At 72.6% G+C, this 19,119-nt stretch carries 23 protein-coding genes; 4 read left to right on the top strand and 19 right to left on the bottom strand.

Annotated elements, in window-relative coordinates; all coding sequences use genetic code 11:
• Window positions 1-141: 141 nt before the first annotated feature.
• The 11 genes from lgt to hisI form a co-directional block, all read right to left on the bottom strand.
• Entirely contained in the window at window positions 142-1,182 is a 1,041-nt protein-coding gene (lgt, locus tag ACGFQC_RS04730) for a prolipoprotein diacylglyceryl transferase (protein ID WP_363087275.1), read from the bottom strand.
• An 82-nt stretch (window positions 1,183-1,264) separates the two neighbouring features.
• Window positions 1,265-2,041: a thioredoxin domain-containing protein gene (locus ACGFQC_RS04725; protein WP_363087274.1), complete on the bottom strand. Its 777-nt coding sequence runs from the start codon at window positions 2,039-2,041 to the stop codon at window positions 1,265-1,267.
• A 139-nt stretch (window positions 2,042-2,180) separates the two neighbouring features.
• Complete coding sequence (trpA, locus tag ACGFQC_RS04720) at window positions 2,181-3,017, bottom strand: tryptophan synthase subunit alpha (RefSeq protein WP_363087273.1); 837 nt, start codon at window positions 3,015-3,017, stop codon at window positions 2,181-2,183.
• Complete coding sequence (trpB, locus tag ACGFQC_RS04715) at window positions 3,014-4,297, bottom strand: tryptophan synthase subunit beta (RefSeq protein WP_363087272.1); 1,284 nt, start codon at window positions 4,295-4,297, stop codon at window positions 3,014-3,016. Before trpB ends, trpA begins: the two co-directional genes overlap by 4 nt.
• Before the next feature lie 64 nt (window positions 4,298-4,361).
• Complete coding sequence (gene trpM / locus ACGFQC_RS04710) at window positions 4,362-4,601, bottom strand: tryptophan biosynthesis modulator TrpM (RefSeq protein ID WP_393287764.1); 240 nt, start codon at window positions 4,599-4,601, stop codon at window positions 4,362-4,364.
• 19 nt (window positions 4,602-4,620) lie between these two features.
• A complete protein-coding gene (trpC, locus tag ACGFQC_RS04705) occupies window positions 4,621-5,430 on the bottom strand; it encodes an indole-3-glycerol phosphate synthase TrpC (protein WP_363087271.1) in 810 nt (269 codons plus the stop codon).
• Between the two features lie 183 nt (window positions 5,431-5,613).
• Complete coding sequence (locus tag ACGFQC_RS04700) at window positions 5,614-6,060, bottom strand: DUF2752 domain-containing protein (RefSeq protein WP_363087270.1); 447 nt, start codon at window positions 6,058-6,060, stop codon at window positions 5,614-5,616.
• 83 nt (window positions 6,061-6,143) lie between these two features.
• Window positions 6,144-6,395 carry an HGxxPAAW family protein gene (locus ACGFQC_RS04695; protein WP_363087269.1) on the bottom strand — a complete coding sequence of 84 codons (252 nt, stop codon included), beginning with the start codon at window positions 6,393-6,395 and terminating at the stop codon, window positions 6,144-6,146.
• Between the two features lie 159 nt (window positions 6,396-6,554).
• On the bottom strand, window positions 6,555-7,205 hold the full coding sequence (locus ACGFQC_RS04690) for a TIGR02234 family membrane protein (RefSeq protein WP_363087268.1): 651 nt from the start codon (window positions 7,203-7,205) through the stop codon (window positions 6,555-6,557).
• Window positions 7,206-7,257: 52 nt separating this feature from the next.
• Window positions 7,258-8,760 carry an anthranilate synthase component I gene (locus ACGFQC_RS04685; RefSeq protein WP_363087267.1) on the bottom strand — a complete coding sequence of 501 codons (1,503 nt, stop codon included), beginning with the start codon at window positions 8,758-8,760 and terminating at the stop codon, window positions 7,258-7,260.
• Between the two features lie 11 nt (window positions 8,761-8,771).
• Window positions 8,772-9,224: a phosphoribosyl-AMP cyclohydrolase gene (gene hisI, locus ACGFQC_RS04680; RefSeq protein WP_363087266.1), complete on the bottom strand. Its 453-nt coding sequence runs from the start codon at window positions 9,222-9,224 to the stop codon at window positions 8,772-8,774.
• Between the two features lie 82 nt (window positions 9,225-9,306).
• Here hisI and ACGFQC_RS04675 point away from each other — a divergent pair, with 82 nt between their 5' ends.
• Both ACGFQC_RS04675 and ACGFQC_RS04670 read left to right on the top strand, forming a co-directional pair.
• A complete protein-coding gene (locus tag ACGFQC_RS04675) occupies window positions 9,307-9,942 on the top strand; it encodes a TIGR03085 family metal-binding protein (RefSeq protein ID WP_363087265.1) in 636 nt (211 codons plus the stop codon).
• A gap of 12 nt (window positions 9,943-9,954) precedes the next feature.
• Window positions 9,955-10,353, top strand: a complete 399-nt coding sequence (locus ACGFQC_RS04670) for a VOC family protein (RefSeq protein ID WP_363087264.1) — start codon at window positions 9,955-9,957, stop codon at window positions 10,351-10,353.
• Between the two features lie 70 nt (window positions 10,354-10,423).
• Here the strand turns inward: ACGFQC_RS04670 and hisF are convergent, their stop codons facing one another.
• The 8 genes from hisF to hisD are packed head-to-tail and all read right to left on the bottom strand — an operon-like array spanning window position 10,424 to window position 16,157.
• Window positions 10,424-11,179: an imidazole glycerol phosphate synthase subunit HisF gene (gene hisF, locus ACGFQC_RS04665; RefSeq protein ID WP_363087263.1), complete on the bottom strand. Its 756-nt coding sequence runs from the start codon at window positions 11,177-11,179 to the stop codon at window positions 10,424-10,426.
• 25 nt (window positions 11,180-11,204) lie between these two features.
• Window positions 11,205-11,618, bottom strand: coding sequence for a RidA family protein (locus ACGFQC_RS04660; protein WP_363087262.1), 414 nt, complete (start codon window positions 11,616-11,618; stop codon window positions 11,205-11,207).
• Entirely contained in the window at window positions 11,615-12,340 is a 726-nt protein-coding gene (gene priA, locus ACGFQC_RS04655; protein ID WP_363087261.1) for a bifunctional 1-(5-phosphoribosyl)-5-((5-phosphoribosylamino)methylideneamino)imidazole-4-carboxamide isomerase/phosphoribosylanthranilate isomerase PriA, read from the bottom strand. The genes ACGFQC_RS04660 and priA overlap by 4 nt, the downstream gene beginning before the upstream one ends.
• Entirely contained in the window at window positions 12,337-12,987 is a 651-nt protein-coding gene (gene hisH, locus ACGFQC_RS04650; RefSeq protein ID WP_393287760.1) for an imidazole glycerol phosphate synthase subunit HisH, read from the bottom strand. Before hisH ends, priA begins: the two co-directional genes overlap by 4 nt.
• A complete protein-coding gene (locus ACGFQC_RS04645; protein ID WP_170109940.1) occupies window positions 12,978-13,142 on the bottom strand; it encodes a hypothetical protein in 165 nt (54 codons plus the stop codon). Before ACGFQC_RS04645 ends, hisH begins: the two co-directional genes overlap by 10 nt.
• The gene (gene hisB, locus ACGFQC_RS04640) at window positions 13,139-13,732 is read right to left on the bottom strand and encodes an imidazoleglycerol-phosphate dehydratase HisB (RefSeq protein ID WP_363087259.1); all 594 of its coding nucleotides are present in this window, start codon (window positions 13,730-13,732) and stop codon (window positions 13,139-13,141) included. Before hisB ends, ACGFQC_RS04645 begins: the two co-directional genes overlap by 4 nt.
• On the bottom strand, window positions 13,729-14,835 hold the full coding sequence (locus tag ACGFQC_RS04635) for a histidinol-phosphate transaminase (RefSeq protein WP_363087258.1): 1,107 nt from the start codon (window positions 14,833-14,835) through the stop codon (window positions 13,729-13,731). The genes hisB and ACGFQC_RS04635 overlap by 4 nt, the downstream gene beginning before the upstream one ends.
• Window positions 14,832-16,157: a histidinol dehydrogenase gene (hisD, locus tag ACGFQC_RS04630; RefSeq protein ID WP_363087257.1), complete on the bottom strand. Its 1,326-nt coding sequence runs from the start codon at window positions 16,155-16,157 to the stop codon at window positions 14,832-14,834. Before hisD ends, ACGFQC_RS04635 begins: the two co-directional genes overlap by 4 nt.
• Before the next feature lie 169 nt (window positions 16,158-16,326).
• On the opposite strand from hisD, the gene ACGFQC_RS04625 reads away from it, so the two are divergent.
• Window positions 16,327-17,904: an oxidoreductase gene (locus ACGFQC_RS04625; RefSeq protein WP_363087256.1), complete on the top strand. Its 1,578-nt coding sequence runs from the start codon at window positions 16,327-16,329 to the stop codon at window positions 17,902-17,904.
• Window positions 17,905-18,075: 171 nt separating this feature from the next.
• Window positions 18,076-19,110, top strand: a complete 1,035-nt coding sequence (locus ACGFQC_RS04620) for a hypothetical protein (protein WP_363087255.1) — start codon at window positions 18,076-18,078, stop codon at window positions 19,108-19,110.
• Window positions 19,111-19,119 lie beyond the last annotated feature (9 nt).

Genomic DNA, 19,119 nt, shown 5'->3' with positions numbered 1-19,119 from the left:
CGCCGCTGGGGGCACCCCCCTCCGGGGAGCGCGCACCAGCCCCCGCGTCCGCGGCGTGGTCCAAACGACAGGCCCTGAGCCGTCGCACACGACGAGGGCGCCCGGAGATCCCGGGCGCCCTCGTCGTCGTGGAAGTCGCCGTCAGCTCTTCTTGCCCGCCGAGCCGGACTCGGCGGCGTCCTTCGCCCGGTCCTCCGCCTCGTCCTTGCCGTCCTTGCCGTCCTTCGACCCGGCCTCGCCGTCCTCGTCGGCCTTCGCCCCGGCCTCGCCCTCGTCGCCGTCCTGCGTGGACTCGGCCTTGGCCCCGGTCGCGGCTTCGCCGTCGGCCTCGGAGCCGGAGGCGGCCTCACCGCCGGTGGGGTCGTCCGCGCCCGGTTCCACCACGGCCTCCCGTCCCGGCCGCTTCCTGGCCGAGATCACGAGGTACGCCACGGCCAGCAGGAACACGACGAGCGCGGTCCAGTTGTTCAGCCGCAGACCGAGGATGTGGTGGGCGTCGTCGACGCGCATGTACTCGATCCAGAAGCGACCGGCGCAGTACGCGGCGACGTACAGGGCGAACGCCCGTCCGTGCCCCAGCTTGAAGCGGCGGTCGGCCCAGATGACGAGGAGGGCGACGCCGACGCACCACAGCGACTCGTACAGGAACGTCGGGTGGTAGTAGCCCGGCTCCCGGCCGTCCACGGAGGACGTGATGTGCAGGGCCCACGGCAGGTCGGTCTCCTTGCCGTACAGCTCCTGGTTGAACCAGTTGCCCCAGCGGCCGATCGCCTGCGCGAGGGCGATGCCCGGCGCGATGGCGTCGGCATACGCGGGCAGCGGGATGCCCCGGCGGCGACAGCCGATCCAGGCACCCACCGCGCCGAGCGCGATCGCGCCCCAGATGCCGAGGCCGCCCTCCCAGATCTTGAAGGCGTCCACCCAGTCGCGGCCCTCGCTGAAGTACAGCTCGTAGTCCGTGATCACGTGGTAGAGCCGGCCGCCGATCAGGCCGAAGGGCACGGCCCAGACGGCGATGTCGGCCACCGTGCCGGCCCGCCCGCCCCGGGCGATCCAGCGCTTGTTGCCGAGCCAGACGGCGACGAAGACACCGATGATGATGCAGAAGGCATAGCCGCGCAGCGGAATGGGACCGAGGTGGATCACCCCGCGCGACGGGCTGGGAATGTAGGCAAGTTCCATGGCAGGGTCGACGCTACCGTGCCGGGCCGGGCCCACGGCGGGCAGCCCGGCTACGGCTCCATAACGGGCCGGTGAGCGGGGCTCACCCCTGGTCGGCCTCCTCCACCATCTTCTTCAGCTTCGCCGGCGTCATCGTCCGGTCCTGGTAGATGTTCTTGCCGTTGAACAGGACGGTCGGGGTGCCGGTGAAACCACCGGTGCGGAAGGCCTGGTTGGACTTCTCGACCCAGCCATCGTGGGTGCCCTTCGCCACGCAGGCGCGGAAGGCGGGGGTGTCGAGGCCGTCGACCTTGCCGGCGAGTTCGAGGAGCTTGTCGTCGTCGGCGAAGGCGTCGTCGGTCTCCTCCGGCTGGTTCACGTACAGCACGTCGTGGTAGGCGGGGAACTTTCCGGCGTCCTGCGCGCAGGCCGCGGCGTTGGCCGCGGTGCGGGACCCGCTGCCGCCCATGTTGCCGTCGATGATGGTGGCCAGGTGGTACTCCACCTTCAGCTTCCCGGCGTCGGTCAGCTCGTGGATCGTCGAACGGTAGGTGTCCTCGAAGGACTTGCAGGCCGGGCAGCGGAAGTCCTCCCACACGGTGAGCGTGGACTTCGCGCTCTCCTTCCCGACCGGGATCGCGAGGGCGTCCTTGCCCTGCGCGCCCGAGGGCGCCACGACCGGGCCCGCGCTGTCGCCGCCGTCGTCCTTGCCGGCGTTCGCCGCGACGATGCCGATGACCGCGGCCAGGCCCAGTACACAGACGACGCTCGCGGCGACGATCAGCGTCCGCCGCCGCCGCTCCGCGGCCTTCTGCCTGTCACGCTCGACCGCCAGCCGTTCCCGGGCGGTGCGCTTCCTGTCACGATTCTTCTCGCTCACACCCCGGAAACGAACCGGGGAGGCGCCCAGCGCCTCCCCGGTCCCAGGTCCACCCGTTCGAGTGACCGGTTCCTCCCGTGCCCGACGTGCTCCGCCCCGTCGCGTGCGGTGCCCGTCGCGTGCGGTGCCCCGTCCCGTTCTAGGCCTGGCCGCGCACGCCCTTCGCCAGCTCGCCCGCGAGTTCGCGCACGGCCGCGAGACCGGCCGCCTCGTCCGGGGCGTCGAGCATCAGCTTGACGAAGGCCGAACCGACGATCACCCCGTCGGCGAAGCCGGCGACCTCTGCGGCCTGCCGGGCGTCGGACACCCCGAGGCCGACGCAGACGGGCAGTGAGGTGCCGGTGGCGCGGGTGCGCTCGACCAGCTCCTGAGCCTGCGCGCCCACCGACGCGCGGGTGCCGGTGACACCCATCAGCGAGGCGGCGTAGACGAATCCGCTGCCCGCCTCGGTGATCGTGGCGAGTCGCTCGTCCTTGCTGCTGGGCGCCACGACGAAGACCGTCGCGAGACCGTGCTTCTCGGCGTGCTCCCTCCACAGCGCCGACTCCTGCACGGGCAGGTCGGGCAGGATGCAGCCCGCCCCGCCCGCCTCGGCCAGTTCGGCGGTGAAGCGCTCGACGCCGTAACGGTCGATGGGGTTCCAGTACGTCATGACCAGGATCGGCTTGCCGGTGGCCCCGGACGCCTCCTTGACGGTGCGCATGACGTCCGCGATCCGTACGCCGCCGCGCAGGGCGATGTCGTCTGCGGTCTGGATGACCGGGCCGTCGAGGACGGGGTCGCTGTGCGGCAGCCCCACCTCGACGACGTCGGCGCCGCCGTCCAGAACGGCCTTGATCGCCTCGATGCCGCCGTCGACCGTCGGGAACCCGGCCGGCAGGTAGGCGATGAGCGCGGCACGTCCCTCGGCCCTGGCGGCGGCGAGGGTGTCCGACAGTAGTCCGCACTTCTTGCTGTTCGATGCAGCGCCGCTCACTTGGCGTCCCCCTCGATCTCGGCGGTGTCGGCCGCGTCGGCGGCGACCTCGGCGTCGGTGTCGTACAGGCCGAAGTAGCGGGCGGCTGTGTCCATGTCCTTGTCGCCGCGGCCGGAGAGGTTGACGACGATCAGTCCGTCCTCGCCCAGCTCCCTGCCGATCTCCAGGGCGCCGGCCAGCGCGTGCGCGCTCTCGATGGCCGGGATGATGCCCTCGGTGCGCGACAGCAGGCGCAGCGCCTGCATGGCCGCGTCGTCGGTGACCGCGCGGTACTCGCCGCGGCCGCTGTCCTTGAGGTAGGAGTGCTCGGGGCCGATGCCCGGGTAGTCCAGGCCGGCCGAGATCGAGTACGGCTCGGTGATCTGGCCCTCGTCGTCCTGGAGGACGTAGGAGCGGGAGCCGTGCAGGATGCCGGGCTCGCCCGCGGTGAGGGTGGCGGCGTGCTCGCCGGTCTCGACGCCGTGCCCGGCCGGCTCACAGCCGATCAGACGTACGCCGGTGTCCGGGATGAAGGCGTGGAAGAGGCCGATGGCGTTGGAACCGCCGCCGACGCAGGCGACGGCCGCGTCGGGCAGGCGTCCGGTGCGCTCCAGGATCTGGCGGCGGGCCTCGACGCCGATGACGCGGTGGAAGTCGCGGACCATCGCCGGGAAGGGGTGCGGTCCGGCGACCGTGCCGAACAGGTAGTGGGTGCGGTCGACGTTGGCGACCCAGTCGCGGAAGGCCTCGTTGATGGCGTCCTTCAGGGTGCGGCTGCCGGACTTCACCGCGACGACCTCGGCGCCGAGCATGCGCATCCGGGCCACGTTGAGGGCCTGCCGCCGGGTGTCGATCTCGCCCATGTAGATGGTGCATTCGAGGCCGAACAGCGCGCAGGCGGTGGCGGTGGCGACGCCGTGCTGGCCGGCGCCGGTCTCCGCGATGACGCGCGTCTTGCCCATGCGCTTGGTGAGCAGGGCCTGGCCGAGCACGTTGTTGATCTTGTGGGAGCCGGTGTGGTTGAGGTCCTCGCGCTTGAGGAACACCCGGGCGCCACCGGCGTGTTCGGCGAACCGCCGCACCTCGGTGAGGGAGCTGGGCCGGCCGGTGTAGTTGACGAGCAGGTCGTCGAGCTCGCGGGCGAACTCGGGGTCGTGCTTGGCCTTGTCGTACTCGACGGCGACCTCGTCCACGGCGGCGACCAGGGCCTCCGGGATGAACTTGCCGCCGAAGGCGCCGAAGTAGCCTTCGGCGGTGGGGACCCGACCCTCGGGGTCGGGAATGAAGAACTCGCTGGGCATGCGGAAACCTCACGGTGAGTTGGGGAGAAACCGATCGCCGTGGGGCGGAGCTGGTCCGACGACCTCAGGCCGGGTGTGGCCGGTCGCACCCGAGCGGCGAAGCCGCGTGGGCGGACACTGCGCTGCGCCCCTCGGGGGCGCGCTGCCATCGGCGTCCGTTCACCTGGCCCGGCTCGTCTCCGATGACGTACCGCACCCTGCGGCCGTGCACCCTGCGTGCGGGCGCGCGGCAGCCACGGGGGCGGCAGCCGCGCGCGAGGCGGGCGTACCGGTCCGTGGCCGTGAGGGTGATCGGGAGCGTCATCGTGTCCAGCCTAGCGGGGTCAGCCCCGGCCGTGCCGCAGTGCGGGGTGTTCGCCCGCCGCCACCAGGTCGGCGACCGCCGTCTTCGGGTCGCGGCCGGTGACGAGGGACTCGCCGACCAGGACCGCGTCGGCGCCGGCGTTGGCATAGGCGATCAGGTCGTGCGGGCCCCGGACGCCGGACTCGGCGATCTTGACGAGGTGGTCCGGGATCTCGGGGGCGACCCGCTCGAACGTGCCCCGGTCGACCTCGAGGGTCTTGAGGTTGCGGGCGTTGACGCCGATCAGCTTGGCGCCCGCGTCCACGGCGCGCTCGACCTCGTCCTCGTCGTGCACCTCGACGAGCGGGGTGAGGCCGATGGAGACGGCGCGCTCGATCAGCGACTCCAGGGCCGGCTGGTCGAGGGCGGCGACGATCAGCAGGACGAGGTCGGCGCCGTACGCGCGCGCCTCCCACAGCTGGTACGACGTGACGATGAAGTCCTTGCGCAGCACCGGGATGTCGACGCGCGCGCGGACCGCTTCGAGGTCGGCGAGCGAGCCGCCGAAGCGGCGTTCCTCGGTGAGGACGGAGATGACGGCGGCGCCGCCCGCCTCGTAGTCGGCGGCGAGGCCCGCCGGGTCGGCGATCGCGGCCAGCGCGCCCTTGGAGGGGCTGGAGCGCTTGACCTCGCAGATCACCTTGACGCCGTCGCCCTTGAGCGCGGCGACCCCGTCCTTGGCCGCGGGGGCCTTGGCCGCGCGCTCCTTGAGCTCGTCGAGGCTGACGCGCGCCTGCCGCTCCGCGAGGTCGGCACGGACTCCGTCGATGATCTCGTCGAGCACACTCACGCGAGCGGCCCCCTTCCAGACGGTTGCGGTTCCAGCGACCAGAGGAAATGGATGGTCACTGCGATGGTATCCGGAGGAGGGCGGTGGCCTCGCATCCGGTGGAGGGCGGTCCCTCCCCCGCTCTCGGACCAGCTTCGCACGGCTGGGGCGGGAGGTCCCCCCGTGCTGGACGCTCACCGGTGTTCAGGGAAGCAGCCAGCCGCCGGACGGCAGGTTCCGGACCACCGTGAAGGCCAGCAGCAACGCGCCCAGCGTCCACATCGGGACCGGTCCGGGATCGATGCGGACCGGGCGGCCCCGTGCCGCGCGGACCACCCAGACGGTCCACAGCACCGCGAAACCCGCGTAGCCGGCCACGGCCAGGGCATTGGCGTGCAGCGCGGTCACCAGGTCGCCGTGCGCGAAGGCGTGGGCGCTGCGCAGACCGCCGCAGCCGGGACAGGAGAGGCCCGTGACCCGCAGCAGCGGGCAGACCGGGTAGTGGCCCGGCTCGTTGGGGTCGACGGCGGCCACGTACGCGAAGGCGCCCACGACGGCCGCGAGGATCCCGGCGGGCACCGCGAGCCGGGCCAGGACGGTCGCGGGAGCGGGCGGCGTCACGCTGCGGCTGTCTGCGTTCACGCCTCGCATTGTGCCCCGCGACACGTCCGCGCGCGCGTGAGGGGCGGCCGGTTGCGCACCGGCCGCCCCTCACGCGAGGTCGTTCGCGGGCGTCAGCCCTCGGCGCCGACCGGCTCGCGCGTCGTGGTGACCCGGTGCACCGGGTGGGCGTCCTTCGGCATGCCGAGGCCCATGGCGCTCATGACCGCGCCGACGACACCGCCGAGGACCACGATCACCATGCCGGCCCAGAAGCCGAGCGGCTCGGCCATCACCATGAACGCGCCCGCGACGCAGAAACCGATGAAGGCGATGGTGACACCGGTCCAGGCGGCCGGGGTGTGTCCGTGGCTGCTGCCCGCCATGACTTGCTCCTCGTTGCTGTCTATGTGGCGTACGGGTCGTACATGTCCGAGCCGGGGGCTCGTCCTCCATTGTCCCGTACGCGCACGCGTGCGGGAGGGCCGGGGTGGCTTCCGATCGAGTCTGGTTCGCCACACCGGGGAACCGGACGCGGAGGCGGATCAGGCCGGGTCCGCGCCCGTGGGGTCCTCGCCTCGGTCCAGGGCCTTCCAGATGTCCTCGGGACGGTCGGGGTCGACGACCGGGGCCCTGCGCCGGGCCCGGGGAGTGCCGTCGCGCTCGTAACGGCCCGACATGGCCGGCCACAGGCGGCCGTAGCGCAGGGCGAGCAGGCCCGCCAGGAGGATCAGGGCGCCGCCCGCCGCGGCGGCGTAGGGCCAGGCCGTGTGGGTGAGGGAGGCGACGGCCGCGGCGGTGTCCCCGGAGGCCTCGGCGGCCTTGTCGTCGAGCGCGGAGCTGTCGGAGGCACCGAGCAGCGCGGCGACGACGATGCCGGCGCCGGAGAGCGCGAGGAGGGCGGCGACGGTGAGGCGTCCCGCCCGGCGGACGGCGAAGACGGCGACGAGCGCGGCGAGGCCCACTATGGCGAGCGCCGCGGGGACGCCCGTGACGTCGCTGCCCTTGGCGGTCAGGGGGAAGGCTCCGCCGGCCACCGTCGCCGTGCCCTGCGACCAGCGCTGCCGGGTCGCGAGCAGGGTCAGGGCCGCGCCCAGCGCACCGCACATCAGGGCGAACGCGAGGCTCCGGCGGCCGGACCGGGCGGGAGCGGCGGCTTCGGAACGGGGACGAGGAACGGCAGTCACGTACTCCACTATCGCCTGAACCCCGGGCGAACCGTCACCCGGGGTTCACGTGAGTCTCGTCCTACTTCGCGCGAAGCGCCCCTACTTGACCAGTCAGTCGGTTGGCGGTGTGGACGGCGCGGAGCACGGCCGCCGCCTTGTTGCGGCACTCCTGGTCCTCGGCGACCGGGTCGGAGTCGGCGACGATGCCGGCGCCGGCCTGGACGTGGGCGGTGCCGTCGCGCAGCAGGGCGGTGCGGATGGCGATGGCGGTGTCGGAGTCGCCGGCGAAGTCCAGGTAGCCCACGCAGCCGCCGTACAGGCCGCGGCGGGACGGTTCCAGTTCGTCGATGATCTGCATGGCGCGGGGTTTGGGGGCGCCGGAGAGGGTGCCCGCCGGGAAGCAGGCGGTGAGGACGTCGAAGGCGGTGCGGCCCGCCGCGACCCGGCCCGTGACCGTCGAGACGATGTGCATGACGTGGGAGTAGCGCTCGACGGACATGAAGTCGACGACCTCGACGGAGCCGGGCTCGCAGACCCGTCCCAGGTCGTTGCGGCCGAGGTCGACGAGCATGAGGTGCTCGGCGCGCTCCTTGGGGTCGGCCAGCAGCTCGTCGGCGAGCGCCTGGTCCTCCTGCGGGGTCGCCCCGCGGTGCCGGGTGCCGGCGATGGGGTGCACCATGGCCCGCCCGTCCTCGACCTTGACCAGCGCCTCCGGGGAGGAACCCACGACGTCGAAGCCGTCGAAGCGGAACAGGTACATGTACGGCGAGGGGTTGGTGGCCCGCAGGACCCGGTAGACGTCCAGCGCGCTCGCCGTGCACGGCGTCTCGAAGCGCTGGGAGGGGACGACCTGGAAGGCCTCGCCCGCGCGGATGCGCTCCTTGACGTCCTCGACGGCCCGCCGGAAGTCGGGGCCGCCCCACCGGGCCGTGTACTCGGGCAGTTCGGAGGGGGGCAGGACGGCGGGCGGCTGGGCCACGGCGCGTGAGAGGTCCGCCTCCATGGCGTCGAGACGGGCGACGGCGTCCGCGTGGGCCTCGTCCACGCCCGTGTCGAGGTCGTTGTGGTTGATCGCGTTGGCGATCAGCAGGACGGAGCCCTCCCAGTGGTCCATCACGGCGAGGTCGCTCGTGAGGAGCATGGTCAGCTCGGGCAGCCGGAGGTCGTCGCGCTCGCCGGGGCCGATCTTCTCCAGCCGGCGGACGATGTCGTAGCCCAGGTAGCCGACCATGCCGCCGGTGAAGGGCGGCAGGCCTTCCTGGTGGGGCGTGTGCAGGGCCTCGATGGTGGCGCGCAGGGCGGCCAGCGGGTCGCCGTCGACCGGGACGCCGACGGGCGGCGTGCCGAGCCAGTGGGCCTGTCCGTCGCGTGCGGTGAGCGTGGCCGCCGAGCGCACGCCGACGAACGAGTACCGGGACCAGGAACGGCCGTTCTCCGCGGACTCCAGCAGGAAGGTGCCGGGGCGCTCGGCGGCCAGCTTGCGGTAGAGCGCGACCGGGGTGTCACCGTCCGCGAGGAGCTTGCGGGTGACCGGGACGACGCGGCGGTCGGTGGCCAGCTTGCGGAACGTCTCGAGATCCATGACGGCTGACCTTACTGACCGGAGGCGGAGGTGCCGGAACCGGCGCTCCCGGCGTCCTCGAGGAGCACGTCGGCGTCGAAGCAGGTGCGGGCGCCGGTGTGGCAGGCGGCGCCGACCTGGTCGACCTTGACCAGCAGGGTGTCGGCGTCGCAGTCCAGGGCGACCGCCTTGACCCACTGGAAGTGGCCGGAGGTGTCGCCCTTGACCCAGTACTCGCGGCGGCTGCGCGACCAGTACGTGCACCGGCCGGTCGTCAGGGTGCGGTGCAGCGCCTCGTCGTCCATCCAGCCGAGCATGAGCACCTCTCCGGTGTCGTACTGCTGGGCGATGGCCGGTACGAGGCCGTCGGGGCTGCGCCTGAGGCGCGCGGCGATGTCCGGGGCGAGACCGCGGGGCGGGGAACTGTGGGGCGAAGCGCCCCGCTCAGGGGTGGTGGCCGGGTGACGGGCGGGCTTGCTGGTCATGGGGCCATTGTGCCGCGCGGCGGTGACACTCCCGGGCCGATGTCCACTGGGCGGACCCGCCGGACGGTCGTAGGCTGACGGCATGTCCACTTTCGCCAAGCGTGAACGACTCCTGCTCGCCGAGCTCTTGGAGACGGCCGGGCCCGAGGCGCCGACCCTCTGCGAGGGCTGGCAGGCCCGCGACCTGGCCGCGCACGTGGTGGTGCGCGAGCGCCGGCCCGACGCGGCCGGCGGCATCATCGTCAAGCAGCTCGCGTCCCGGCTGGACAGGACGATGGAGGAGTTCGCCGCCAAGCCGTACGAGGAGCTGATCCAGCTGATCCGTACCGGCCCGCCGCGGTTCTCCCCCTTCCGGGTCAAGCAGCTCGACGAGGCGTCGAACACCGTCGAGTTCTACATCCACGGCGAGGACGTCCGCCGCGCCCAGCCCGACTGGACGTCCCGTGAGCTGGACCCGGTCTTCCAGGACGCCCTGTGGGCGCGCCTGGAGCGCACCGCCCGGCTGATGGGCCGCGGCACCCCGACCGGCCTGGTGCTGCGCCGCCCGGACGGGCGTACGGCGGTCGCCAATCGCGGCACCCCGGTCGTCACGGCGACCGGCGAGCCCTCGGAACTGCTGCTGTTCCTGTACGGCCGGCAGAACGCCGCCGAGGTGGACCTGGTCGGCGACGAGGACGCCCTCACCGCACTGCGCGGCGGCAAGCAGCTCGGCATCTGAGAGGACGCCGCAGTGATCAAGGTCGCCGTGACCAGCGTGTACGTCGACGACGTCGCCAGGGCCCATGCCTTCTACACCGGCGTCCTCGGCTTCGAGACCCGCGTCCACCTGGACCTGGGCGACGGCGCGCGGTACGTCACCGTGGGCGCGGCCGGGGGCGCCCAGCGGGAGCTCCAGCTGCTGCTGGAAGCCGGCCACGGCCCGGTCGCGGCGCCGTACCGCGCGGCGCTGCGGAAGGCCGAGCTGCCCTGCATCGTGTTCTCCGTGGACGACATGTGGGCGGAGTTCGAGCGGCTGAGCGGCCTCGGCGTGCACTTCCCGCAGGAGCCGCGGGAGCAGGGTCGGATGATCACCGCGGTGCTGGACGACACGGTCGGCAACTACGTGCAACTGGCGCAGGCGCGGGGGTAGTCCGGCTTTCGTGTCCGCTCACGCGTGAGCCCCGGCCACCAGGTGGCCGGGGCTGACATCGGGGGACGCCTCAGCGGACCGGGTGGCCCGCCGCCCGCAGCGCCTGCTTGACCTCGCCGATGCGCAGGTCGCCGAAGTGGAAGACCGACGCGGCCAGGACCGCGTCCGCGCCCGCCTCGACGGCCGGGGCGAAGTCGGAGAGCTTGCCGGCGCCGCCGGAGGCGATGACCGGGACCGAGACGTGCTTCCGGACGGCGGCGATCATCTCCAGGTCGTAGCCGTCCTTGGTGCCGTCCGCGTCCATCGAGTTGAGCAGGATCTCGCCGGCGCCCAGCTCGGCGGCGCGGTGGGCCCACTCGACGGCGTCGATGCCGGTGCCGCGGCGGCCGCCGTGGGTGGTGACCTCGAAGGAGCCCGAACCGGTGCGGCGGGCGTCCACGGAGAGCACCAGCACCTGGCTGCCGAAGCGCTCGGCGATCTCCTTGATCAGCTCCGGGCGGGCGATCGCGGCGGTGTTGACGCCGACCTTGTCGGCACCGGCCCGCAGCAGCTTGTCGACGTCCTCGGGGGTGCGCACCCCGCCGCCGACGGTGAGCGGGATGAACACCTGCTCGGCCGTGCGCCGGACCACGTCGTAGGTGGTCTCGCGGTTGCCCGACGAGGCGGTGATGTCCAGGAACGTCAGCTCGTCGGCGCCCTCGGCGTCGTACACCTTGGCCATCTCGACGGGGTCGCCCGCGTCGCGCAGGTTCTGGAAGTTGACGCCCTTGACGACCCGGCCGTTGTCCACGTCCAGGCAGGGGATGACTCGGACCGCCAGGGTCATGAATCCACGGCTCCTCTGATTGCTTCTATTTGCCTCTGTTGCCTCTGTGGCCCCTGAATGCTTCCAGTTCCACGGAGACCAGGACGCGCGGGTCGATGAACCCCTCCACGACCAGCAGGGTCGCGGCCGGGCGCACGGTGTCGAAGAGTTCCTTGTGGGCCCGGCCCACCTCGTCGACGTCCCGTGGATGCGCCAGGTGCATCCGGGTCCTGACCACCGACTCGGGTCCCAGCCCGAACTCGGCGATCGCCTCCAGGGCGCTGGTGAAGGCCACTTTGGCCTGTTCGTAGGGGTCGCCCTCCCCGTACAGCACGCTGCCCTTGAAGGACGTCGTGCCCGCCACCAGCACCATGTCGCCCGCCGCGACGGCGCGCGCGAAGCCGAGAGTCTCTTCCCAGGGATTTCCGCTCTGCACGCGCCGTACGGCTTCGGACGTCATGAAGACACAGCCTCCAAGGCCTCTTCCAGGGTGAACGCCTTCGCGTAGAGCGCCTTCCCGACGATGGCGCCCTCCACACCGAGGGGGACCAGTGCGGCGATGGCGCGCAGGTCGTCGAGGGAGGACACCCCGCCGGAGGCGACGACCGGACGGTCCGTGGCGGCGCACACGGTGCGCAGCAGTTCCAGGTTGGGGCCCTGGAGGGTGCCGTCCTTGGCGATGTCGGTGACGACGTAGCGCGCGCAGCCCTCCTTGTTCAGGCGCTCCAGCGTCTCGTAGAGGTCGCCGCCGTCCCGGGTCCAGCCGCGGCCGCGCAGGGTGGTGCCGCGGACGTCGAGGCCGACGGCGATCTTGTCGCCGTGCTCGGCGATGACCTTGGCGACCCACTCGGGGGTCTCCAGGGCGGCCGTGCCCAGGTTGACGCGGGTGCAGCCGGTGGCGAGGGCGGCGGCGAGGGTGTCGTCGTCGCGGATGCCGCCGGACAGTTCCACCTTGATGTCCATGGCGCCCGCGACCTCGGCGATCAGCGCGCGGTTGTCGCCGGTGCCGAACGCGGCGTCCAGGTCGACCAGGTGCAGCCACTCGGCGCCCGAGCGCTGCCAGGCGAGGGCGGCCTCCAGGGGCGAACCGTAAGAAGTTTCCGTCCCCGACTCGCCGTGCACGAGCCGGACGGCCTGGCCGTCGCGGACGTCGACGGCGGGGAGGAGTTCGAGCTTGCTCACAGGGTTCCGATCCAGTTGGTGAGGAGCTGGGCTCCGGCGTCGCCGGACTTCTCGGGGTGGAACTGGGTGGCCCACAGCGGGCCGTTCTCCACGGCGGCCACGAACGGCTCGCCGTGCGTCGACCAGGTCACCCTGGGCGCCCGCATGGTGGGGTTGTGCTCGTCGAAGGACCAGTCCTGGACGGCGTAGGAGTGCACGAAGTAGAAGCGCGCGTCCGCGTCCAGGCCGGCGAACAGTTCGGAGTCGGCCGGGGCGTCCACGGTGTTCCAGCCCATGTGGGGCACGATCTCCGCCCGGAGCGGCTCGACCGCGCCGGGCCACTCGTCGAGGCCCTCGGTCTCCACCCCGTGCTCGATGCCGCGGGCGAACAGGATCTGCATGCCGACGCAGATGCCCATCACCGGGCGGCCGCCGGCCAGCCGGCGGTCGATGATCCAGTCCCCGCGGGCGTCCCGCAGGCCCTTCATGCAGGCGGCGAAGGCGCCGACGCCCGGCACCAGCAGCCCGTCGGCGTTCATCGCCGTGTCGAAGTCGCGCGTGATCTCGACGTCGGCCCCGGTGCGCGCGAGGGCGCGCTCGGCGGAGCGGACGTTGCCGAAGCCGTAGTCGAAGACGACGACCTTCTTGGATGCGGCGGTCAACTCCACACCTCCAACCTCATCACTCCCGCGACCAGACACATCGCGGCGCCGATGGAGAGGAGCACGATCAGGCTCCTCGGCATGTCCTGCTTGACGAAGGAGTAGATGCCGCCGGCCAGGAAGAGACCGACGACGATCAGGATGGTCGACAGACCGGTCACAGCGCGCCCTTCGTGGAGGGGAGGATGCCGGCCGCGCGCGGGTCGCGCTCCGAGGCGTAGCGCAGGGCCCGGGCCAGTGCCTTGAACTGGCACTCCACGATGTGGTGCGCGTTGCGTCCGTAGGGCACGTGCACGTGCAGCGCGATCTGCGCCTGGGCGACGAAGGACTCCAGGATGTGCCGGGTCATGGTGGTGTCGTACTCGCCGATCATCGGCGCCATGTTCTCGGGCTCGGTGTGCACGAGGTAGGGGCGGCCGCTCAGGTCCACCGTCACCTGGGCGAGGGACTCGTCCAGCGGGACCGTGCAGTTGCCGAAGCGGTAGATGCCCACCTTGTCGCCGAGCGCCTGCCTGAAGGCGGCGCCCAGCGCGAGGGCGGTGTCCTCGATGGTGTGGTGGGAGTCGATGTGCAGGTCGCCGTCGGTCTTCACGGTCAGGTCGAACAGACCGTGCCGGCCGAGCTGGTCGAGCATGTGGTCGTAGAAGCCGACACCGGTCGCCACATCGACCTTGCCGGTGCCGTCGAGGTCGATCTCGACCAGGACGGACGTCTCCTTGGTCGTGCGCTCCACGCGTCCGACACGGCTCATGAACCCTGCTCCTTCTTGATCTCACGGACCGCGTCGAGGAACGCGTCGTTCTCTTCGGGGGTCCCGGCGGTGACCCGCAGCCATCCCGGTACGCCGTTGTCGCGCACCAGGACGCCCCGGTCGAGGATCTTCCGCCACATCGCGTGCGCGTCGTCGAACCGGCCGAACTGCACGAAGTTGGCGTCGGAGGCGGTCACCTCGTAGCCGAGCGCGAGCAGTTCGGCCACGAGCCGGTCCCGCTCCGCCTTGAGCTGCTCGACGTACTTCAGCAGCGTGCCGGTGTGTTCCAGGGCGGCCAGGGCGGTCGCCTGGGTGACGGCGGACAGGTGGTAGGGCAGCCGGACCAGCTGGACGGCGTCCACGACGGCCGGGTGGGCGGCGAGGTAGCCGAGGCGCAGGCCGGCCGCGCCGAAGGCCTTCGACATCGTCCGCGAGACGACGAGATTCGGCCGACCTTCGAGCAGCGGCAGCAGCGAGTCGCCGTGGCTGAACTCGACGTAGGCCTCGTCCACGATCACCATGGACGGCTTGGCGGCCTGCGCGGCCTCGTACAGCGCGCGGACGGTCGGGGCCGGGACGGCGGTGCCGGTGGGGTTGTTGGGGGTGGTGACGAAGACGACGTCCGGCCGGTTCTCCGCGATGGCCTTCTCGGCGGCCGCGAGGTCGATGGTGAAGTCCTCGTTGCGCGGCCCGGAGATCCATCCGGTGCCGGTGCCGCGCGCGATGAGGCCGTGCATCGAGTACGACGGCTCGAAGCCGATCGCGGTGCGGCCCGGTCCGCCGAAGGTCTGGAGCAGTTGCTGGATGACCTCGTTGGAGCCGTTGGCGGCCCAGACGTTCGCCGGCCCGACCTCGTACCCGCAGGTGTCCGTCAGGTACGCGGCGAGCCGGGTGCGCAGCTCGACGGCGTCCCGGTCGGGGTAGCGGTTGAGGTCACGGGCGGCCGCGCGGACGCGCTCGGTGATCCGCTCGACGAGCGCCTCGGGCAGCGGGTAGGGGTTCTCGTTGGTGTTCAGCCGTACCGGCACGTCCAACTGGGGCGCGCCGTAGGGGGACTTGCCGCGCAGCTCGTCCCGTACGGGGAGATCGTCAATGCCGGTCACTTGCCCTCGGGTACCTTCCAGTCGAACCGTGCCTTGATCGCCGCGCCGTGCGCGGGCAGGTCCTCCGCCTCCGCCAGCGTGACCACGTGGCGCGCGACGTCGGCCAGCGCGTCCTTGGTGTAGTCGACGATGTGGATGCCGCGCAGGAAGGACTGGACGGACAGGCCGGAGGAGTGGCAGGCGCAGCCGCCGGTGGGCAGGACGTGGTTGGACCCGGCGGCGTAGTCGCCGAGCGACACGGGCGCCCAGGGTCCGACGAAGATCGCGCCCGCGTTGCGCACCCGGTCGGCGACCGCGGCGGCGTCGGCCGTCTGGATCTCCAGGTGCTCGGCGCCGTAGGCGTCGACCACCCGCAGGCCCTCCTCGACGCCGTCGACCAGGACGATCGCGGACTGCCGGCCCTTGAGGGCCGGGACGATCCGGTCGTCGATGTGCCGGGTGGCCGCGACCTGCGGCTCCAGCTCCCGCTCGACCGCGTCCGCCAGCTCGGCGGAGTCGGTGACCAGGACGGCGGCGGCCAGCGGGTCGTGCTCGGCCTGGCTGATCAGGTCGGCGGCGACGTGGGCGGGGTCGGCGGTGGAGTCGGCCAGGACGGCGATCTCGGTCGGGCCGGCCTCGGCGTCGATGCCGATCCTGCCGGTGAAGTAGCGCTTGGCGGCGGCGACCCAGATGTTGCCGGGGCCGGTGACCATGTCGGCGGGCGGGCAGGACTCGGTGCCGTAGGCGAACATCGCGACGGCGGTGGCGCCGCCGGCCGCGTAGACCTCGTCGACGCCGAGCAGCGCGCACGCGGCGAGGATCGTCGGGTGCGGCAGTCCGCCGAAGTCGGCCTGGGCCGGGGAGGCGAGCGCGATCGACTCGACGCCGGCCTCCTGGGCCGGGACCACGTTCATGATCACGGAGGACGGGTAGACCGACCGGCCGCCGGGCGCGTACAGCCCGACGCGGTCGACCGGAACCCACTTCTCGGTCACCGAGCCGCCGGGCACGACCTGCGTCGTGCGGTTCGTGCGGCGCTGCTCGCGGTGGACGGCACGGGTGCGGCGGACGGACTCCTCCAGGGCCGCGCGCACGGCGGGGTCGAGTTCCGCGAGGGCGCGGGTGAGGGCCTCGGCCGGGACCCGTACCCGGTCGAGCCGGACGCCGTCGAACTTCTCGGCGAAGTCGATCAGTGCCGCGTCGCCACGATGGTGCACGGCCTCGCAGATCGGACGCACCTTCTCCAGGGCGGCCGAGACGTCGAAGTCGGCTCGGGGCAGCAGGTCGCGCAGGGCGGGTCCCTCGGGGAGGGCGTCGCCGCGCAGATCGATTCGAGAGATCACGTGGTCAATTCTCTCAGACCGGGATCAGTGGCCGTCCGCGCGTATCAATGGCTGATACAGGACGTGGCCGGAAACGGAAGATCCCCCTCACGGTTAGCGTTCGGGGCGTCACCCACCGGGCATGAACGGTCGTACGAAACGTGTGCGAGAGCGAAGGGACCGAAGCAGCGTGACGGAAGGGACCGGCACACAGACCGGGGACCTGCCGGACGACCTGACCGCCGCCGAGGCCGGCATGTGGCAGGCCTTCCGCAACGGCAGCGTGTACGACCTGAGCAGCGGCGACGGCGTCGTCGACGACCCGCACGGCGGGCACCCCTGGGGCGAGTCCCGCACGGTACGGGCGCGGATCGTGGCCTGGCTGCTGCTGGACGGGCCGCCCGCCCTCGCCGGCCGGGTGTCCTCGCTCAAGCTGGTCGGCGTGCAGATCAGCGACAGCCTCGACCTGGCGGGCGGCACCGTGGAGCCGTACGTCGAGATGAAGCGCTGCCGCTTCGAGCGGGACGTGCTGCTGCCCGAGGCGCGGGTGTCCACGCTGCGGATGGTGGACTGCTCGGTGCCGCGGCTGGAGGCCGCCCGGCTCCAGACGGAGGGGGATCTGCACCTGCCCCGCTGCCGCTTCCACAACGGCGTCCGGCTCACCGACGCGCAGATCGGCACCGACCTGATGCTCAACATGGCGATCGTCTACCGCGACCGCAGCGGCCGCTCGATCACCGCCGACGGCCTCAGCGTCGGCCAGGACCTCCAGGCCGAGATGCTGGAGTCACACGGCGAGCTGCGGCTGCGCAGCGCCAAGATCGGGGTCTCGCTGAGCCTGCGCGGGGCGCGCCTGAGCAACCCGTACACCCGGTTCGCGCTGAACGCGCCCCAGCTCACCGTCGAACGTTCCCTCTACCTGACCCCGGCCGGCCTCGGCGGGCAGGCGCTGAGCGGCACCACTCCCGCGCGCGGGACCCGCGTCCAGCGCTTCGAGTGCCGGGGCGGGGTGCGCCTGGACGACGGGCGGTTCGGGGACGCCGTCGACCTGGAGCAGGCCCGGTTCTCCTTCACCGACGAGCAGGAGCTGTCGCTGCGCCGGGTGCAGACGCCCGAGCTGCGCTTCCTCGGGGAGCGGCCGCAGCGCGGCAAGGTGGTGCTGTCGGGGGCGCGGGTGGTCAACCTGGTGGACCGCGCGGGCGCCTGGCCGGGCCCCGGCAACCTGCACATGGGCGGTTTCGCGTACGAAAACCTGGTGCCGCAGGGGCCGTTCCCGCTGGACGAGCGCCTGGGCTGGGTGGCCGCGGCGACCGCCGAGTACAACCCGGAGCCGTACGAGCGGCTGGCGGCGGTGCTGCGGGCAGGCGGGGAGGACGAGGACGCCCGCGAGGTGCTGCTCGCCAAGCAGCGCAGGCGCCGCGAGACACTGCCGTCGGCCGCGAAGCTGTGGGGGTACGCCCAGGACCTGACGGTGGCCTACGGCTACCGGCCGGGCCGGGCGGCCGTGTGGATGGCGGTGCTGTGGGCGGCGAGTTCCCTGGCGTTCGCGCGCGCGGACCCTCCGCCGGTCAGCCGCGACGGGCACCCGCCGTGGAACCCGGCACTGTTCGCCCTCGACCTGCTGCTGCCCGTGATCGACCTGGGCCAGGCGGGCCAGTGGCGGATGCAGGGCGGCTGGCAGTGGGTGCAGACGGCGATGATCCTGCTGGGCTGGGTGCTGGCCACGACGGTCGCGGCGGGCGTGACCCGGGCGCTGCGGCGCGGCTGACTGCGGCCGGGACCGGTGCGGCCGGAACCCGGTGGACCCGCCCGGAAGGCCGACCCACCGGAACGGAACGTTCACCTTTTACCCGGCCTTGACCCGGCGGCGTACAACTTTCCAGAGGTTTGCGCCGCCCTCTGGCGCACAGTCGACCGACCGCTTTTCAATGGCAAAACCATGGCTCTGCTGCCCCCGTTCATCCGCGCCCCGCGGACGGCCGCGTCCCGGCGCGCGCGGACCGCCGCCCCCCACCCCGCGGCCGGACTCCCGGCCGACGACGAGGTGCTCCTCGACGTGCCCGACGACCGCCTGGGCCCCGCGCTGGTCGCGGCCGGGCGGGGCGCGTACGAGGCGGCCGCCGCACTGCTGGCCGGCACCAGGGAGCGGGCCGAGTGGGAGTACCGCGACCGGTACGTCACCCGCCTCGCGTCCTTCGCGCGGTCCCGCCCGGAGTGGTTCGAGGACTGGCGGGCCGCCGCCCCGTACGACCCCGACGTCCTGCTGGTGGCCGCCCAGCTCGCGGTGGGGCGTGCCTGGGGGTCACCCGCCCGGGCCGAGCTGCTGCGCGAGGTGAGCCCGCTGATCACGGCCGCCGCGCAGGGCGACCACCGCGACCCGGTGCCGTGGCGGATCGCCCTGGACCACGCGCGCGGCTCGAACGCCGGGCACACGTACTTCGAGGAGCTGTGGGCGGCCGCCGTCCGCCGCGCCCCGCACCACTACGGCTGTCATGTGGCCGCCGAACGCTATCTGGCCGAGTCCTGGCACGGCTCCCACCGCGAGTGCTTCGACTTCGCCGACCGTGCCGCGCAGGACGCCCCGGCCGGCTCGCTCGTCCAGGCGCTGCCGGTACGGGCCGCCTTCTCCTACCTGACCGACGGCTGCGGGCCCGAGGTGCCCCGTGAGCGCCTCGACGCGGCCGCCGACCGCGCGATCGTGCTCTCCGCCCGTTTCCCGGGGTCGGACCCGTGGACGGCCGAGATCCGCAACCTCCTGACGTACGTCCTGGTCCGGCTCGGCCGCCGTGCGGACGCCCTCGCCCAGCTGCGTCTGGTCGGCCCGTACGCCACGTCCTTCCCGTGGGGCCGGCTGTCCGACGACCCGCTGGGACACTTCCTGGCGGTGCGCGAGAGCGTGTGCGCGGGACCCGGAGAGCCCCCCGGCCGTCCACGGAACGGGCACGGGGAACGCGCGTACCCCACGGACCACTAGGCTTCTGCG

The sequence above is a fragment of the Streptomyces sp. NPDC048734 genome (assembly GCF_043198675.1).
Classification (GTDB): domain Bacteria; phylum Actinomycetota; class Actinomycetes; order Streptomycetales; family Streptomycetaceae; genus Streptomyces.
The sequence above is the reverse complement of the archived record's forward strand: the minus strand, read 5'-3'. Positions and strand labels throughout refer to the sequence as shown.

What these genes read in the sequence shown, in the direction of transcription:
- lgt (WP_363087275.1), bottom strand. Translation starts at nt 1,182, where the DNA reads ATGGAACTTGCCTACATTCCCAGCCCGTCGCGCGGGGTGATCCACCTC.
- trpB (WP_363087272.1), bottom strand. Translation starts at nt 4,297, where the DNA reads ATGCCCAGCGAGTTCTTCATTCCCGACCCCGAGGGTCGGGTCCCCACC.
- trpM (WP_393287764.1), bottom strand. Translation starts at nt 4,601, where the DNA reads ATGACGCTCCCGATCACCCTCACGGCCACGGACCGGTACGCCCGCCTC.
- ACGFQC_RS04700 (WP_363087270.1), bottom strand. Translation starts at nt 6,060, where the DNA reads ATGCGAGGCGTGAACGCAGACAGCCGCAGCGTGACGCCGCCCGCTCCC.
- ACGFQC_RS04695 (WP_363087269.1), bottom strand. Translation starts at nt 6,395, where the DNA reads ATGGCGGGCAGCAGCCACGGACACACCCCGGCCGCCTGGACCGGTGTC.
- ACGFQC_RS04685 (WP_363087267.1), bottom strand. Translation starts at nt 8,760, where the DNA reads ATGGATCTCGAGACGTTCCGCAAGCTGGCCACCGACCGCCGCGTCGTC.
- hisI (WP_363087266.1), bottom strand. Translation starts at nt 9,224, where the DNA reads ATGACCAGCAAGCCCGCCCGTCACCCGGCCACCACCCCTGAGCGGGGC.
- ACGFQC_RS04675 (WP_363087265.1), top strand. Translation starts at nt 9,307, where the DNA reads ATGTCCACTTTCGCCAAGCGTGAACGACTCCTGCTCGCCGAGCTCTTG.
- hisF (WP_363087263.1), bottom strand. Translation starts at nt 11,179, where the DNA reads ATGACCCTGGCGGTCCGAGTCATCCCCTGCCTGGACGTGGACAACGGC.
- ACGFQC_RS04660 (WP_363087262.1), bottom strand. Translation starts at nt 11,618, where the DNA reads ATGACGTCCGAAGCCGTACGGCGCGTGCAGAGCGGAAATCCCTGGGAA.
- hisB (WP_363087259.1), bottom strand. Translation starts at nt 13,732, where the DNA reads ATGAGCCGTGTCGGACGCGTGGAGCGCACGACCAAGGAGACGTCCGTC.
- ACGFQC_RS04620 (WP_363087255.1), top strand. Translation starts at nt 18,076, where the DNA reads ATGGCTCTGCTGCCCCCGTTCATCCGCGCCCCGCGGACGGCCGCGTCC.